Origin of the sequence: Methanogenium sp. MK-MG (assembly GCF_009914725.1) — an archaeon.
Classification (GTDB): Archaea; Halobacteriota; Methanomicrobia; order Methanomicrobiales; family Methanomicrobiaceae; genus Methanogenium.
The window spans coordinates 1-15,624 of record NZ_JAAAWJ010000047.1; the positions used below are offsets into that span (position 1 = coordinate 1).

Consider the following 15,624-nt stretch of genomic DNA (forward strand, 5'->3'; position numbering starts at 1 on the left):
CCGATCTGCAGAAACCCCAAAAGAGCGACAGACCGTGCTCTTCTCTGCAACAATTCCCGCGCCGATCAAGGAAATTTCACGCCGGTTCCAGAAGAACCCGGAGTTCGTGCGTGTGCAGCACCGTGAACTGACGGTCCCACAGATTGAACAGCTCTACCTTGAGGTGCGCAACCGTGAGAAGAACGAGGTGCTCTGCCGTATCCTTGAGATGTACGATCCTGAACTTGCCCTTGTCTTCTGCAATACCAAGCGTGCCGTAGATGAACTGATGACCCAGCTGCAGACACGCGGCTACTTCTCAGAGGCGCTCCACGGCGATATGAAACAGTCACAGCGTGACCGGGTGATGGCAAAGTTCCGCAAGGGTGCAATTGATGTCCTTATCGCAACCGATGTTGCAGCACGTGGGATTGATGTGGACGATGTGGACCTTGTCATCAACTTTGATGTTCCGCAGGATGTGGAGTATTATGTACACCGCATCGGGCGGACAGCACGGGCAGGACGTGAAGGACGCGCAATTACCTTTGTCGGACCCAAAGAGATCTACAAACTCCGGAGCATCCAGAAGTTTGCACATATCAAGATCACTGCCATTCCTCTCCCCACTGCCCGGGATGTTGAACGGACCCGCATGCGCAATCTTATAGAGAAGATCAAGGAGACCGTGGATGACAGTGAGAATGACAAGTATGTCGAGATCGTCGAGCAGGTCATGGTTGATGGCTATACCTCCCTTGATATTGCCGCAGCACTGCTGAAGATGAAACTGGATACCGGTAGTGATGCGAATGACAACTCTTCCATTCAGGCAGATAGTTTCGGTCATTCAGGCATTGTTCAGCTCTGCGTGAACCTGGGCAGGGAAGATCGTATCCGGCCAAAAGATATTGTCGGGGCCATCACCGGAGAGACCGGCATTACCGGCAATGAAATTGGCGCCATCAGCATCTTTGACACCTACTCCCTGCTGGAAGTCCCCCAGGAAAAGGCAAAGCAGGTCGTTGAGGGAATGATAGGGAAATCCATCGGCGGCACAAAACTTGTCAACGGGAAAGCTCTCGGGTATGACTGTCCAAAGAATGAACACTCCCGGAAAAAACGATACTAAATATTTTTTTTTACCCGATGAATCAGAATTACAGGTCAGGCAAATTTCCTGTATCGTGTACGGCAGATGATATTTTCTGCTCGGGCAGAATGTCCTTATGTTGAGGAACTTCTCTGCCCGCATATGGTATGGGCACTGTCGGATTTTTCAGTGATAGGGGATTACGAAATAGATTGTCTCAGTTCAAATCAGCTGAAAAAGTAATTGCTGCTTAAGGATGACCAATTATAACTGGAATAACTGGATTTTCCGACAGTGTCCCAAAATTATGCTAAATGTGCCCTCCAAATTTAGTATTGTCACAGATTTTGGATAGGATAATCGCAATCCATCGATATAGCTTTTCCCGTCACACTGAATCAATTTTCGGTGAACGTTTACAATGACTCACCTTTTGAATTTATGGGTTTTATGGATTGTTTTGCAGCGATTCTTTCGATATTGAAATTCCTGCAGAGACCGTCAAAGAAGTCGTCATACGGATCATTGTTCTTTGGGTTTGAATTGCTGAGCATTACCTTTGCCAACTTTTCATTGCAGAGTTTATATTAATCTGAAAGTCAGGTTTCATGAAGCGTTATCACCTATATTAGTGCTGGAGATTTTCATACCTTTTCAACCATGCACGTAAATGGAAATATTTATGATTCGTTCGGTTTTTTCCGAACGACCGCGTAGGAGTTTATAGGTTCATCTTCTGAATAAAATATTGCTTCAGGGTAATCATACGGTGTTACTACAAGTGGAGAAATAGCAATGAAAAGAGTTTTACTTATACTAATAGCATGTTGTATGCTGGCAATACTCACCTGTTCGGTAAGCGCACTGCCAGAGACAAATAATTATGACTGTTCAGATACAACACCGACTGCGTATGATGCACAGGTTGATCAGTCTTCAATGGGTTATAACAGTTCATCGGCCACCAATGTATTTGCATTGACCGCATATAATCGATTTAAGTCTGATGCAATATTTTTCTTCAACGGTCATGGTCTCTTCTATGATTATTCCCATAAAGGTGGTGGAATTAAGTTCTCCGATGAATCCTGGATTATGGCTAAAGATATTGGTTACCATCCCGGGAACTACCCGTATTACATCACCGATTATGGAAAAACTGATATCGATGATGTCCTGCTTGTTGTCTACCTTGCATGTTACTCAGCCCACTACAACCCATACAATGGACATCTTGTCCAGGAGACTATGGATAAAGGTGTAGACATCTGTATCGGGTTTGATGATGAGGTAGAAATTGAAAACGGGAAATACTGGTCCGAAGGTTTCTGGGATCGTGTCCGGAATGGTGAGTCAGTTTCAGAAGCTGCAAGAAATGCAAAAAATGAATGCTATTCGCATTGGCCTTTCGGCTACCATGGGGTTGATACCTATGAAATCTCAGGCGATTACAATGGTTGCCTTACTCCTGCACGTTATGGAGACTATTGAGAGGTGATTTTGAAAATGAAAAAAGAATTTATTATCGCAATGATGTGTGTATTTGTTACCATTTCAGTGGTGTCTGCAGTTATAGCCACAGCTCCAATCGGGGTGGACATTGCAAAAGAAAAAGTACAGGAATTTGTTAATGATCCATCAGTCAATATACAGTATCAGAATACCGAATGCCAGAATATAGGTGATTGTTATACATTCAGCACAGGCAATGGTCAGGTATATGTCAATATGTACACGGGCGTGGTTGAGCGTGCATCTTTTAATGATGCCTGGAAATCATCTGGTGAAATTCGGCCTGATTCTGCCGGGGCAGAAATGGTTGCAAGGGAGTATGCAGAAGAGAAATACTCCGGCTTTGCTGACATGAATATGCAGCTTATAAACTCCGATTTAAGAAATCATGGTGATGCAGGCAGTGAGAATTCATTTATCTGGAGAGAAACTATTGAAGGAGTCCTGACACCAAATACCGTTGTTGTAAATATTAATCCTGTATCCGGCAGGATAATATCATATATAGGAATTCAGCGAGAGATTAATTGCGTACTTGAACCTGAGCTCTCAGAGGAAGATGCCTTAAAAATTGCGGAAAAACAATTTCCTGGCATAGAGGTTACTGAAAAAACAGCCGAATTAACCATAGAATATACAAAACCCGGCCTTCAGTCTCTGACATGGGTAATTACCATGAAAGGTAAGCCTAAGGATTATGTCCTTCAGGGTGGTCTGGTAGTAATTGATGCATTGACAGGAGAGGCGCTGATGACCAGCCCATACCTCTAAATGACTGTATATCACAGGATGGTACAATGCGTTCAAAGGTCTGGATCTGGGTAGCCCTTATTGCTACCATAATTCTCATTATTTCCGCAAATTATTTCATAGTCAGTGAATTTAATCTAAAATCAAACCATGTGCAGGAACCTCTCAAAATTATCCGGTGGATAATGCCTTTTAGTCTGGATTATGGAAACCCGGATTATAAATTTCCGGTCATAATTTATGATGAAGATAAGGGAGGAAGCTGGCATATCCGGGATGAGGACAAATGGAGCCGGGCAATAAATATCGGAGACCGCTACAGCCCCAATATGTCACACCCGGAAGATATGTGGTATACACCCGATATAACAGTTGAGGGTAATAATCTCAGCATTGATTTTTTAGTCTGGAATACTGCAGGGAAAGATTGTGAGAGTGCTATCCTCAATATGACAGTATGGACAGAAAACCTGAATGAAACCACCGGTTATCCAGAGAGGGGGACCGTGTCTTTCATCACAAAAGAGGTGCGTATAGACAATATTTCAGCCGGAAAATCAGATGAAGTACGGATTGTGACTGAACTTTTAAAACCCGAAAAGGAAGAAATTCGTCGTCTTACGATCAAAATGCGTGCCCCATATACTTTCACCGGGAAAAACAGCACTTCATGCACTTATTATTCCAATCATGGAAGGCCGCCATCAGGAGATGTAAAATTTATACTAAAAGGAAAGGATGCACCGGAACTGGGATCGGCACCAACAATTCGTGGAAGGTGAAAAAAACAACCACATTCAACGATTTTTGAGATATTGCCACAACATTTTATTTTAGGATTTATTCTGAATTCCTGAGGTAATATTTCCCTATTTTTACTACAATCTGTGAACCGCCGATTTATGTGGGATTGTAATGAAGATGCAATCCAAAAAACTCTTTGTTCGGAAAATATTATAATATTATATCCCATGGGGGTCTCTCGGAGATAATTTAAATATGAATGATATTGCACTCAACCGGGAAGACATCACTGCTTTATCCTCAGAAGTTCGGATAGCCATATTAAAGGCACTTGATGACCGGTCAGGGAATAGTATAAACGACCTTGCCGGAGAACTCGATCTTGCCAGGTCTACTGTTCACCAGCATCTTGGCATTTTAATGGATTCCGGGCTTATAAAAATGGATGGTAGCAGAAAATGGCGTACCTATTCTCTTACCTCAAAAGCACAACGCATTCTCCATCCGGAAAAAGGATACAGAGTATTATTGTTGCTCGGCACATCAATTTTTACACTTACTTCCGGTTTGTTTTTTATTCACTCATACGTATGCGGCTATACTGTTCAGGATGCCAGTAAGATTCATGATCCTCTGATGTTAATCATAGGTGAACTGCTCCTTATTCTGTCAATTGCACTCTGGTATATTCTTTTCCTGTTGAGAAAAGCAAAGAAAAGGTATTCAATATAAAGTCTGTCCAGCCAACAGTTTCAAAAGAACTGGAACGATCTGGTGAGACAGTCACCGGCCAGATGAATAAGCAGACACAGCGACCCACGATGAAGTGGACCTTCTTCCGATTCAGGAGAGGGAGGGAGTTCACATTCTTAGATGATAGGCAAAAAATAACGCGAATTGCGAATCTGAATGATTAATTAAAGAAGATATTGTGATTGCTTGGCAGGGAGTATGAAAAATACTATTGCTGACAAAATTAATGCAGAATGTGAGAAAAGTCCTTTCCTTTTGACGTTTTACACTCTGTGTTGCAGAGAACATTTCTACACTGCCTCTACCTGCCGGAAGCGGAAGATGATACGCCAGTCCTGTTGTTCACGAAGAGTGACTTCATTCATCTCTTCAAGAAATTCACAGAGGTATTTCATGTTCTTTGCATGCTGAATCTGGTTTCTGATGGCAGTGATATGGCGGACAGTATGTGCATAGCGTTCGGCATTGCGCTGGTATTCCCGCTGGAGGCGTAGTGCAGCAATGGCTGAACCTACGGCAGGGAGAGTGATGGTGAAAAAGGCCATGAGCATCGGAACACGGAACGGGTAGTCTGTCTCCCAGTGGCCGATACCGGTTGCGTGAAAAACCGCGAGGATGAGGGTGATGGAAAAAATTGTTACACCGGCATAGGTCAGCATGGTGTATGTACGCCGTGCAGATTTCCCTGCCTGTTCATAGAACGAAAGGCGGTTTGTGATCCATGCAGACCAGAAGAACTTCTTGATGGGTACATACGGGATGTCCAGACGGCAGCAATAGATGGGTCGTGTGGCTATAATCTCTTCAAATGCCATCACTATCCAGTCGTTCGGGCGGTGGGCCATGCTCATATATGGTGGTGTATCAGGTTTTTCGCACTGGATACAGATGATGCAGAGAAAGAATCCTGCACGGAGGCGTTCGGCAAGGAAGTTATAATCAATCCACCGGCGATGGAAATCCCAGTGGCGTGATGCATACATAAGGGAAATAATAAGGGAGATCTCAAACACCTCCACCCACACCAGCCATGGCATCTCCGGCAGAAAAAGGGTCTGGAATGTGATGGTGGCAACAGCAAGGGCGGCAAGGAGAGAGACACATGTACCGGTCAGTGTATGCAGGCGCTGGTACTTCTTTGCCAGAAGACGGGTCCGGGTAAAATATGGAAGTAAAGAACCGTAAATAGGTTCCAGAATGTCGTCATTCAGCATTGCCTTCTCTGCCTCCTCACGGAGCGAGGTGGTGTAGCGCCGGTATGCGGCGGTATACTCCGAGTGGTTCACCTCTTCTGAATTATACTGGTTGAGCTGTGCAAAGGAATCGAAGATCATGTCGTCGTGGGGCAGTTCATACTGACTGCCGTTCACCGGATTAACTGCGATGATCGTCCGTCCATGATTCCGGGCAAGATCGAAGACACTCCCCGGTCTGTAGAGGGCAGCACCAGGTTCCCACTCCCCTATAATGAGGACAAGCGTGCACCAGTCGATGATCGCATCATGGACCGGGTTGTATCCGGGGGCTGCATCCTCTTCATGGATTGTCCTGATTCCATGGTCTACATCCCCCTCAAACGGGCAGAGGCTATCATCCGGTTCACTCTCACCGCAGTGGATGAGGATAATCTCCGGGGGTGCGGTGCCTTCCCAGATGCTGTCTGCCAGCAGGGCCTCAAGGATGATGTGTTCCGGTCCTGCCTGGTGGGGAAGAAAGAACTGGTAGGTATGGGGGGTGCCGGCGAGGATCGTGTCGAGGCGGAGAAGCACGTTTTTTATTGCCTCCAGTACCGCACCTGCGGTGAAGTGATGTTCAGTGACGATGAGTCCCACCTGCACTGAGGCTGCGAGGGGAGCGGGCAGAGATATGGAATTTGCCGGTGAACTGGTGGGTTCTGCAGGTGTCTGCCGGTTATTTCTGTTCTCAGTGTCTGCCTGCATATATGTCTCTATCCTCCTTCTGAACAGAGATAAAGGTTTCATGGGAATGCGGACAGAATCGAATAGAGTTTTTCAGAGTTCTTCTGACAGGTGCCATCATGGTTTTTTGTCACTGAATATATTGGTTTTCAGCTTTCTCTTCTTCAGCCGGTGAAATGGTAGGAAACTCCGGGTAAAAGTATTTCTTCTCTGCCGGAAACCGGACTATACCGCAGAGCGGCATGAACCAGGAGATAAATAATTATGAGTGGAAGTAGTGGAGGAACGGGTGCCGGTAGTGGAGGTGGAGCTGCGAACCTTCTTCCCCGGACGGCAGGATTTTTGTATGCCATTGTGGTGGTGATCGCACTTGCGATACTCTGGTATACCGGGAAAATAAATCGCAAAAAGGCGTATATATTTTTACTCATCTCAACAGGTTTTGGATTTTTGATCTTTGCGCCGGTTGCACCGCACAACTTCCAGCAGCTCCTTCTCCGTGATGTTGTCTCACTGGGAGCGTCTCTTCAGGCGGCGGCAGCAGGGTTGATTCTGATGCTTCTCATCTCGCTGGTATTCGGGCGGATATTCTGTGGTCATATCTGTCCTGCGGGTGCGATCCAGGAACTTGCTTCCCTTGTAGCCCTGCCAAAATTCGGGCAGAACTGGAAAGAGATCTCTCTTGGCATCCGTGCAGTGGTTTTTGTGATCATTCTTGCAGCAGCGTTCGGGTGGTCTGTCGGCATTATCGATTATTTTGGCCTGCAGGAGTTCTTCTCGCTTGACGTGACGTCAGTGCTCTTTTATGTCTTTCTCGGGGTACTGCTTCTCTCAACGGTGGTATACCGGCCGTTCTGCCGGTTCATATGCCCATACGGGCTGCTGCTTTCTCTCACCGCAGCAGTGAGTGCTTTCAAGTTCCGTCGAACGGAGAAATGCATTGAATGTGGATGCTGCGAACGGGTCTGCCCCACGAATGAGGCGAAGGTGGGTGACCTGAAATCAGAGTGTTATATGTGCGGCCGGTGTGTTGAGGTATGCCCGGTGGAGGGGGCCCTTGTCTACAGGCGCTCATCGGGCAGGTGGTCGGCTGCAGGTATTCCGGATGAAGAGGAATAAGCAGGCACAATTTTCACCTAATTTTTCTATGAATCCAGAGCCCTTTTTTTACGCCTTTCTGCCCGTTTTCTCCGATACCATGGCGTCTGCTGCGAGTGCAGCGGTTGAAAAGGCTGCCTGCAGGTTATACCCGCCAGTGTCGCCATCGATGTCCAGAACCTCTCCGATACAGAAGAGTCCGGGCACTGCTTTTGATTCCATGGTCTTCTGTTGTATGGCACCCCGTGCCACCCCGCCCCGTGTCGCCATTGCAGTCGTATAGCCTTCGGTCCCGGCAACAGTGAACGGAAAGTCTGTCAGATATCTGATGAGGGTGTTTCTGTCAGTTTTGGTAAGGTGGGCGCAGGTGGCATCACGCGGGATGCCGGAGAGTTCGAGCAGGCGGATGAGAAAACGGACCGGGATCTCTCTTTCCGCGAGCACGGTCTTTACCTGCCGGTTTTTCCCGTTTGCTATGGTGTCGGTCAAATATTTTCTGGCACTCTCTTCATCCGTGCCTGTCACAAATCCCACGTGCAGGGTGTCACCGGATTGCACATACCGGGAGATGTGCAGGGCACCGGGGCCGGAGATGCCGTTTACGGTGAGGATGATATCTCCTGTTACCTGCCGGATCTTTTTGTTATCCCGGTAGAGGGAGAGCGGGACGCTGTCAAATGATATGCCGGTTAATGCGTGGAAGGGATAGTCCCTGATGATGACAGCACAGAGTGCCGGCCCAGTCTCTGTGACCGGCAGCCCCCGCATACCTGCGAGCGTGTATCCGTCACCCGCTGACCCGGTCGCAGGGTATGAGGCACCGCCGGTTGCAAGCACAACATGCTCTGCAGTATATGTGGCATCCCCTGTTTTGACCGAGAAATGATCGTTTGTACACTCGATTGCCCGGACCGGCTCCCCGCACCGGATTTCAACGCCTGCACGGGTGCATTCTGCAAGAAGAACAGAGAGGACATCCTTTGCCATGCCGTCTTCTGGAAAGTATTTGCCGTTCTCATCAGCGGTAAAGAAGAGACCATGTTCCCGGAAGAATGCCAGCAGGTCTTCAGGGGAGAAGTTCATCAGGGCAGGCCGGAGAAATTTCCCGCCGTCCCCGTAATGGGTCATAAACTCAGTTATTGTGCCGGTATGGGTGAGATTACATCTGCCCGCTCCCGTGATACAGAGTTTTCTTCCGCAGGAGGGCATCTTCTCAAGGACAAGGATGCGCCCCCCTGCGGCACGGCAGGCACAGAAGAGACCGGCAGGGCCGCCTCCGATGATGATCGCGGTATATATGGTGTTAGTATTGGCAGCGTCTCTGCCGGTAGAACTCTCTTTGTCTGTCATATCTGTTGGGTGAGTAGTCTATGGAGTTCATGTAGTATTACCCCGCAGGTTCGGATGTATTTTGCCGGGGACTGACTGGTTTTTCCGCATTATTCTCCGAAAGACTGATCCCGGAAATGTGCATGTTTTCTCGCTGTTGCTGCAAATATTTCATCGCAGACCGCAGGGAAGTCACGGGTCAGGACGTTCACCCCTTCTTCGGTGATGCCTCCGGGGGTGGCCACACGACTGATAATATCTGTACACCCTGTTCCGGGGACCTCCAGCAGGGCGGCCGTTCCGATGAACGTCTCGCGGGCAAGTGTTTCTGCCTCTGCTGCGGGAATACCTGTCATCCGTGTTGCGGATTTGGCAAATTCGCGGACCATTGCCGCAAAGAATGCCGGGGCGCAGCTGGTGAGGGTGGTGTAGGGTTCGATATCCTGTTCTGAGATGACGACCGGGGTACCGACAGCCCCGAAGAGGGAGAGTGCCTGTTCCCGGTCGGCCGGTGTGGTGCGCTCAGAAAAGACGATGAGTGACACCCCCTTCAGTTGTTCTGAAGTGACAGAGGGTATCACCCGCACCACCCGTGCCGGTGTCAGGGCTTCAAGTTCGCTCAGGGCGACATCCGATGCAACCGATATGAGCAGTTTGTCGTCTGTCAGGAGGTCGTGTATCTCCTCCATGACCGGCACCACGTCCGGCTGCCTGACGCAGAGAATGATGACGTCCGAGTCTCTTGCAAGCGTGCGGTTGTTGTCTGCGGTCTGTATTCCTGTTTCCGTGGCAATTGCATTTTGTGCCTCCGGTGTCCGGTTTGAGGCGGATATATTCCGGGGAACTGCTGCCCCGCCCCTGATAAATGACCGGATGAGCATGCACCCCATGCTCCCCGTCCCGATGATCCCGATCTGTGTGTCCATTCTTTCTCTCACTCTTTTTTTCTTCTGTTCTCTTCTCTTCATTTCACGTTTAGTGGTGTCCTGCTGCTGCATGGCAGACGGATTCACTCAGCAAAAATGATGTGGTATTTCACGATATTTTTGTCAGGCCGTTTCTCCTGTTTCCCGGATGATGATGAGCCGCCACTCTGTTCCATGCATCCCGATGGTCGTCCAGTAGGCCTCTTTCTGCACAACTCTGCCAAAGCCGGTGTCATAGAATGCATAGGTGCCATACCCCGACCAGTTACCGGCATAGTGACGTGCAAATTTGGATATGTCTGGGAATGCATCATGAAGGGATTCATGAAAGAATTTCGTGCCTATTTTTTGGGGATCCGCGTCATAGAGGACACGCCCGTCCGTCTGGACTGCCATGATAGTATACGGTGTGCCTTCCACTGCGGGGACTGCATACTGCCCGATGATTTCATCCGGTGCGAACGCCAGGCTTACAAGCCCTGTCAGCTTTTCCTCTTTGGTAAAGACCGGGTATTCGATGACCGAGGCATAACCTCCCTGTTCAAGTGGAATGATGTCGCTCATCAGGGCCTGTCTGGTGGTGAAGAGTTCCTGAACCACGGTCTGGTTTCCAAGGTTCCTGCCGATAAGTGTCTCTGTCTTTGTTGCCGGCAGACCCGAGAGTACGGTGCCGTCCCTGCCAACGGCGATCACGGTTTTGCCCGAGGGGTCGGCATAGAGAAGTGTTGTCAAAGGTACGTAATTGCACGCACATGAGGCGTCAAGACCCATATCTGATAGTTCTGCTGCTGTCTCTGCCGCTGTTTTGTCAAGCGCGAGCAGCCGGGTGTTGATGTCACCCTGGAGCGTGCCGAGTATCCGGAGCATTTCTGCATGTGCTTTTGCATCACCGGAGACGGGGGCAGACGACTGTTCTGTCTGGAGGCATCCCGCCGTAAGGATAACAGAGGAGATGAGAACTGCTGCAATTAATGTGGGAATAAATAGTGTAATTGATCCCGTGTCTGCTTTCACCCTGAGATGTTGGAAAAAAAGTGATTTATTCCTTTTGCCACGCTCTCATCTACACAGATCACCAGATTCATCTGGTCTGGCAGAGATTTCTGTACATGGCATCGCCTCTCTTAGCGTTGATATTTTCATTTTTCATTCCCGGTCTTGGACAGTTTTACACCGGGCAGTTTCTGAAGGCCATTCTGCTCTTTGTTGTAGCAGGTGTCTTAGCATTCTTCTGGTTCACGCTTATTGCAATTCCCCTGTACCTCATCGTCTGGATCTATGGCATGTATGATGCCTATACGGAAGCGCAGAGTATCTGACCCGTCTGTTTCACAAGCCCGTTTTTCGGGACGATGACATAATTATAGGTTATGGGAGGGGAACAGAAGGTTCCTCTCTCCTTTCCCCCTCTTCTGTTCTGCGATTCTCTTGGCTGAGGCATTTCCTGATCGTCTCCCTCAGGCGGAAGAGGGTTTGTGTCTCTGCAAAATCTCTTCCTTCCCAGCGGATGATACCGTCTCTGTCGATGAGATAGAGGTATGCCGATGACTGATCTGTTATCTCCAGCGGCCCGGTGAGTTCAGACGCACTGCTATAGACGGTCATCACATAGTCATGTTCGGCGTCCGGAATGCCTGAACGCATGCCAGTGTCAATGATTCTTCGCATCGGCCGCCAGATGGCTGAACTGATCACCGGAATCTCATAGATTGCAATCTTTTCTGAACCCTGGAATTCCTCTTTGACAGGAATGAGCCATGAATTGATCATATCCTGTGCCTCGCGGACAAATGCCACGACGATGAGTGCCGGTGCCCCGCTGGCCGCATCTGGAAGTGTCTTTCTCTTCCCGGAGAGTGTTTCTGCAGAAATTTTCGGGAACCGGAATCCTGTCACCATGGGGGTTGAATAGTTTTCCTGTATGATGAATCTGCCGGGCACCGGTAGCCAGAGAGGCCTGTCCACCCGGTGGTGCATCTCCAGGTGATTGTTATGGAAAATACAGTGATGATGATACAAGAAATCTGGACAGGATTTGGTGTTTCTCATTTGGATTCTCTCTCTTTTTGATATGTGATGCCATTGCATGCATCTGAGCTGTTTGATTCTTTTGTGTGGGAGAATCCTGTATCATACATGGAACCCGGTGATAGTTGGTGCGCATACCTTCCATTTATTGGGGTCGAATAAATCATATGAATAATATATTGGTAAAATTTAGTGTGATCAAATTAGCAAATCTTATTTATTGTTGCTACATAGGATAATAAAAGTATGAAGTGATTACATGAAACATTCAGGATTATTCATAGCCGCAGTATGTGGCCTTATTCTTGCTGCGGCACTCTGTGCAGGGTGCACCGACACATCATCATCTGCAGCCGCACCTGTTGGAGGAGATGACTCATCCGGTAGTATGATGACCATCACAGACGGTATGGGCAGAAGTGTTACCGTCCCTGCTGCACCCGATCGGGTTGTCTGTTCCGGTCCGGGCTGTCTTCGCTATCTGACATACCTGCAGGCAGAGGACTGTGCTGTGGGTGTGGATGATATTGAAAAAAGAGAGAACATCTTTGATGCACGGCCGTATGCCCTTGCAAATCCACAGTTTTCAGCTCTGCCGTTGATCGGTGAATTCCGTGGAAACGACGACCCGGAGAAGGTCGTTGCCTGTAATCCGCAGGTGATCTTCAAGACCTACTGCACTGAGTCATCTGTTGCAGACGAACTACAGGAGAAGACCGGCATTCCGGTGGTTGCCCTGCGGTATGGTGACCTTGGTACCCAGCGTGCTGATATGGATCAGTCACTCCGCGTCATGGGTACAGTCTTAGGTAATGAAGATCGGGCTGAAGCCGTGATCACCTACTTTGACAGCCTCACTGCAGACCTTAATGCACGGACCGAAGGGGTTGCAGAAGCAGACCGGCCGACTGTCTTCATTGGCGGCATTGCCTACCGCGGACCGCACGGATTCCAGTCAACAGAGCCTACGTATCCGCCCTTTGTGTTTGTCAATGCCCGCATGCTTGCTGAAGGGCCCCAGACTGCGCATGCTGATATCGCACAGGAGAAGATCATTGCCTATGATCCTGAGATCATCTTCGTTGATCTTTCAACCCTGCAGACCAACCCTTCAGCAGTTGATGAACTAAGAGATGACCCATCCTACGCTGCAATGACTGCCGTGCAGGCAGGCGAGGTGTATGGTGTGCTGCCGTATAACTGGTATACGGTAAACCACGGGTCAGTGATGGCAGATGCCTACTTCATCGGAACCGTGCTCTACCCGGAGGAATTCTCAGATGTCAACCCGGGAGAGAAAGCAGATGAAATTTACACCTTCCTCGTGGGAGAGCCGGTCTACGATAAAATGGACCGTCTCTTTGATGAGAAGTCGTTTGAACGGATCAACCTGGAATGACCCGTTCATCTATTTTTTGTGAAACCGGCACCGGCACAGAGGTTATATTCAGACCGGCCGTATACATTTGTCATCCCGGAGGGTCCTGATGCATTTTGCTGACGGCAAAATTCCGGAAGGATATATCAAATATACGCGGCGAAAGGTGGCAGTCATCGGGGCCGGCATTCTGCTGCTTTTTCTGCTGTTTATTGTCTCCATTGCGGTTGGTGCTGTTGATATTCCGGTTCTTTCGGTCGTTGAAAGTATCGTGAACCGGCTCTACTGGATGCTGGGTTCTGCGGTGGAAACGATCCTGGGCTGTGTGTATGGAATGCTTGGCTCTGTTGTTGAGCTGCCGGATGTTTCGTTTGCCGGAACCCTGGTGGAACCGATAAGTGGTTCGCTCTATGACCGGATCATCTGGAATATCCGGCTGCCGCAGGCGCTTGCTGCAGTCGTGGCAGGAATCGGCCTTGCGATTGCCGGTGCCGGCATGCAGTCTGTCCTGAGAAATCCGCTAGGGTCACCGTTTACCCTGGGGATCTCCCATGCAGCTGCGTTCGGTGCTGCGTTCTCGGTCATTGTCCTCGGGACCGGCACGATGCGCAGCAGTGGTGCTGACGCGATTGCCCTTGATAACCCGTATATCACCACCCTCTTTGCCTTCATCTTCTGTCTGGTAGCAACCGGCATCATCATTGCAATATCGCGTATCCGGGCGTCATCGCCTGAGGTGATGGTGCTTGCAGGTGTTGCCATTGGTTCGCTCTTCACTGCAGGGACGATGTTTCTCCAGTACTTCGCTGACGATGTACAGCTTGCGGCTGTCGTCTTCTGGACGTTTGGTGATGTCGGCCGGGCCGGGTGGAATGAACTGATTGTGATGAGCATCGTTGTCGCAGCAGCAGTGACCTATTTCATCCTGAAACGCTGGGACTACAATGCGATTGACGCAGGCGATGAGACAGCAAAGGGACTGGGTGTGAACGTTGACCGTGAACGCATTGTGGGAATGCTTGTAGCCTCTTTTGTGACGGCTGTCATTGTAGCGTTCCTGGGTATTATCGGGTTTGTGGGCCTTGTCTGCCCGCATATTGTACGCCGGTTAATCGGCGACGACCACCGTTACCTGATCCCCGGCACCTGTGTCTGCGGGGCACTCCTGCTTCTGGCCTCCGACACGGCAGCACGTCTCATAATCGCACCCCATATCCTGCCGGTCGCCATTCTCACCGCATTCATGGGGGCTCCGGTCTTCCTCTATCTCATCATCAGGGGGCGTTCACGGTGATTCTTGACATTAATGATGTCTCGTTTACCTACCGCAGCTCAGACGTGCTGCACGACGTCTCCTTTGCAGTAAAACCGGGAGAAGTGGTCTCCATTCTCGGGCCAAACGGGGTGGGGAAGACCACTCTTCTGCGGTGTATTAATGCGATTCTTGCACCGAAGACCGGGGATATCCTCGTGGGTGATGACAATATCCTCTCCCTCTCGCGTATGGAAGTGGCACGCCGTATTGGATATGTGGCACAACAGTGCGAGAAGGCTCGGCTGACGGTCTTTGATGCCATTCTCCTGGGCCGGCGGCCGCATATGGGCTGGAGTGTCTCGGATACTGACCTGAAGATTGTTGATTCTGCAATCCGGATGCTGGAGCTTGAGGATCTCACCCTGCGCTACACTGATGAGATGAGCGGCGGGGAACTCCAGAAGGTGAGTATTGCCCGTGCTCTTGTGCAGGAACCGCGACTTCTGCTCCTCGATGAGCCGACAAGCAGTCTGGATCTGAAAAATCAGATTGATATTCTCTCCACCATACAGGCGGTGGTGAAGAGCCATCAGGTCTCTGCTGTCATGACGATGCATGACCTCAATCTTGCCATCCGGTTCTCAGACCGGTTCATTCTCCTGAAAGACGGGACGATTTATGAGGCCGGTGGCCATGATATCATCCGGCCTGATGTAATAGAAGAGGTGTATGGTCTGCCGGTCCATGTGGAAACGGTTGCAGGCCATCCTGTGGTGGTCCCAACAGAGACAAGATGAGCAGGGGAGATGCTGCCAGTCACCATCACACCCAATTGAACCATTTTTTCCCGGTATCATCTG

At 49.4% G+C, this 15,624-nt stretch carries 15 protein-coding genes; 10 read left to right on the forward strand and 5 right to left on the reverse strand.

All coding sequences use genetic code 11. The annotated features are described in order from the left end of the window. The 5 genes from MKMG_RS07745 to MKMG_RS07765 form a co-directional block, all read left to right on the forward strand. Positions 1-1,111, forward strand: a 1,111-nt coding sequence (locus MKMG_RS07745; RefSeq protein ID WP_174235644.1) for a DEAD/DEAH box helicase, incomplete at its 5' end; no start/stop codon positions are given. A 756-nt stretch (positions 1,112-1,867) separates the two neighbouring features. After that, complete coding sequence (locus MKMG_RS07750) at positions 1,868-2,563, forward strand: hypothetical protein (RefSeq protein ID WP_165077075.1); 696 nt, start codon at positions 1,868-1,870, stop codon at positions 2,561-2,563. Positions 2,564-2,578: 15 nt separating this feature from the next. Further along, the gene (locus MKMG_RS07755) at positions 2,579-3,355 is read left to right on the forward strand and encodes a PepSY domain-containing protein (RefSeq protein ID WP_165077077.1); all 777 of its coding nucleotides are present in this window, start codon (positions 2,579-2,581) and stop codon (positions 3,353-3,355) included. A 164-nt stretch (positions 3,356-3,519) separates the two neighbouring features. Further along, on the forward strand, positions 3,520-4,116 hold the full coding sequence (locus MKMG_RS07760) for a hypothetical protein (RefSeq protein ID WP_165077079.1): 597 nt from the start codon (positions 3,520-3,522) through the stop codon (positions 4,114-4,116). Between the two features lie 217 nt (positions 4,117-4,333). Continuing rightward, positions 4,334-4,810, forward strand: a complete 477-nt coding sequence (locus tag MKMG_RS07765; RefSeq protein ID WP_165077080.1) for a helix-turn-helix transcriptional regulator — start codon at positions 4,334-4,336, stop codon at positions 4,808-4,810. Positions 4,811-5,121: 311 nt separating this feature from the next. Here the strand turns inward: MKMG_RS07765 and MKMG_RS07770 are convergent, their stop codons facing one another. Further along, positions 5,122-6,771: a hypothetical protein gene (locus MKMG_RS07770; protein WP_254059130.1), complete on the reverse strand. Its 1,650-nt coding sequence runs from the start codon at positions 6,769-6,771 to the stop codon at positions 5,122-5,124. Positions 6,772-7,014: 243 nt separating this feature from the next. Between MKMG_RS07770 and MKMG_RS07775 the strand changes: the two genes are divergently transcribed. Further along, positions 7,015-7,869: a 4Fe-4S binding protein gene (locus tag MKMG_RS07775; protein WP_165077082.1), complete on the forward strand. Its 855-nt coding sequence runs from the start codon at positions 7,015-7,017 to the stop codon at positions 7,867-7,869. Positions 7,870-7,917: 48 nt separating this feature from the next. On the opposite strand, the gene MKMG_RS07780 is transcribed toward MKMG_RS07775, so the two are convergent. The 3 genes from MKMG_RS07780 to MKMG_RS07790 form a co-directional block, all read right to left on the reverse strand. Then, on the reverse strand, positions 7,918-9,198 hold the full coding sequence (locus tag MKMG_RS07780; protein WP_165077084.1) for an NAD(P)/FAD-dependent oxidoreductase: 1,281 nt from the start codon (positions 9,196-9,198) through the stop codon (positions 7,918-7,920). Positions 9,199-9,287: 89 nt separating this feature from the next. Continuing rightward, on the reverse strand, positions 9,288-10,175 hold the full coding sequence (locus MKMG_RS07785; protein WP_371415201.1) for a pyrroline-5-carboxylate reductase dimerization domain-containing protein: 888 nt from the start codon (positions 10,173-10,175) through the stop codon (positions 9,288-9,290). A 51-nt stretch (positions 10,176-10,226) separates the two neighbouring features. Next, positions 10,227-11,117: a hypothetical protein gene (locus MKMG_RS07790; protein ID WP_165077086.1), complete on the reverse strand. Its 891-nt coding sequence runs from the start codon at positions 11,115-11,117 to the stop codon at positions 10,227-10,229. Between the two features lie 95 nt (positions 11,118-11,212). On the opposite strand from MKMG_RS07790, the gene MKMG_RS07795 reads away from it, so the two are divergent. Continuing rightward, the gene (locus tag MKMG_RS07795) at positions 11,213-11,422 is read left to right on the forward strand and encodes a hypothetical protein (RefSeq protein WP_165077087.1); all 210 of its coding nucleotides are present in this window, start codon (positions 11,213-11,215) and stop codon (positions 11,420-11,422) included. Positions 11,423-11,471: 49 nt separating this feature from the next. Here the strand turns inward: MKMG_RS07795 and MKMG_RS07800 are convergent, their stop codons facing one another. After that, entirely contained in the window at positions 11,472-12,068 is a 597-nt protein-coding gene (locus tag MKMG_RS07800) for a hypothetical protein (protein WP_165077088.1), read from the reverse strand. A 322-nt stretch (positions 12,069-12,390) separates the two neighbouring features. On the opposite strand from MKMG_RS07800, the gene MKMG_RS07805 reads away from it, so the two are divergent. The 3 genes from MKMG_RS07805 to MKMG_RS07815 all read left to right on the forward strand — a co-directional run bounded on the left by MKMG_RS07805 (position 12,391) and on the right by MKMG_RS07815 (position 15,561). Further along, positions 12,391-13,530, forward strand: coding sequence for an iron ABC transporter substrate-binding protein (locus MKMG_RS07805; protein WP_165077089.1), 1,140 nt, complete (start codon positions 12,391-12,393; stop codon positions 13,528-13,530). A gap of 88 nt (positions 13,531-13,618) precedes the next feature. Continuing rightward, entirely contained in the window at positions 13,619-14,803 is a 1,185-nt protein-coding gene (locus tag MKMG_RS07810; RefSeq protein ID WP_165077090.1) for an iron ABC transporter permease, read from the forward strand. Beyond that, on the forward strand, positions 14,800-15,561 hold the full coding sequence (locus MKMG_RS07815; protein ID WP_165077091.1) for an ABC transporter ATP-binding protein: 762 nt from the start codon (positions 14,800-14,802) through the stop codon (positions 15,559-15,561). The genes MKMG_RS07810 and MKMG_RS07815 overlap by 4 nt, the downstream gene beginning before the upstream one ends. Positions 15,562-15,624: the final 63 nt, after the last annotated feature.

Bases quoted from the DNA above. Each gene is read 5' to 3' on its own strand.
- MKMG_RS07770 (WP_254059130.1), bottom strand. From the start codon at position 6,771: ATGCAGGCAGACACTGAGAACAGAAATAACCGGCAGACACCTGCAGAA.
- MKMG_RS07785 (WP_371415201.1), bottom strand. From the start codon at position 10,175: ATGCAGCAGCAGGACACCACTAAACGTGAAATGAAGAGAAGAGAACAG.
- MKMG_RS07810 (WP_165077090.1), top strand. From the start codon at position 13,619: ATGCATTTTGCTGACGGCAAAATTCCGGAAGGATATATCAAATATACG.
- MKMG_RS07775 (WP_165077082.1), top strand. From the start codon at position 7,015: ATGAGTGGAAGTAGTGGAGGAACGGGTGCCGGTAGTGGAGGTGGAGCT.
- MKMG_RS07750 (WP_165077075.1), top strand. From the start codon at position 1,868: ATGAAAAGAGTTTTACTTATACTAATAGCATGTTGTATGCTGGCAATA.
- MKMG_RS07760 (WP_165077079.1), top strand. From the start codon at position 3,520: ATGCCTTTTAGTCTGGATTATGGAAACCCGGATTATAAATTTCCGGTC.
- MKMG_RS07755 (WP_165077077.1), top strand. From the start codon at position 2,579: ATGAAAAAAGAATTTATTATCGCAATGATGTGTGTATTTGTTACCATT.
- MKMG_RS07765 (WP_165077080.1), top strand. From the start codon at position 4,334: ATGAATGATATTGCACTCAACCGGGAAGACATCACTGCTTTATCCTCA.
- MKMG_RS07795 (WP_165077087.1), top strand. From the start codon at position 11,213: ATGGCATCGCCTCTCTTAGCGTTGATATTTTCATTTTTCATTCCCGGT.
- MKMG_RS07780 (WP_165077084.1), bottom strand. From the start codon at position 9,198: ATGACAGACAAAGAGAGTTCTACCGGCAGAGACGCTGCCAATACTAAC.
- MKMG_RS07805 (WP_165077089.1), top strand. From the start codon at position 12,391: ATGAAACATTCAGGATTATTCATAGCCGCAGTATGTGGCCTTATTCTT.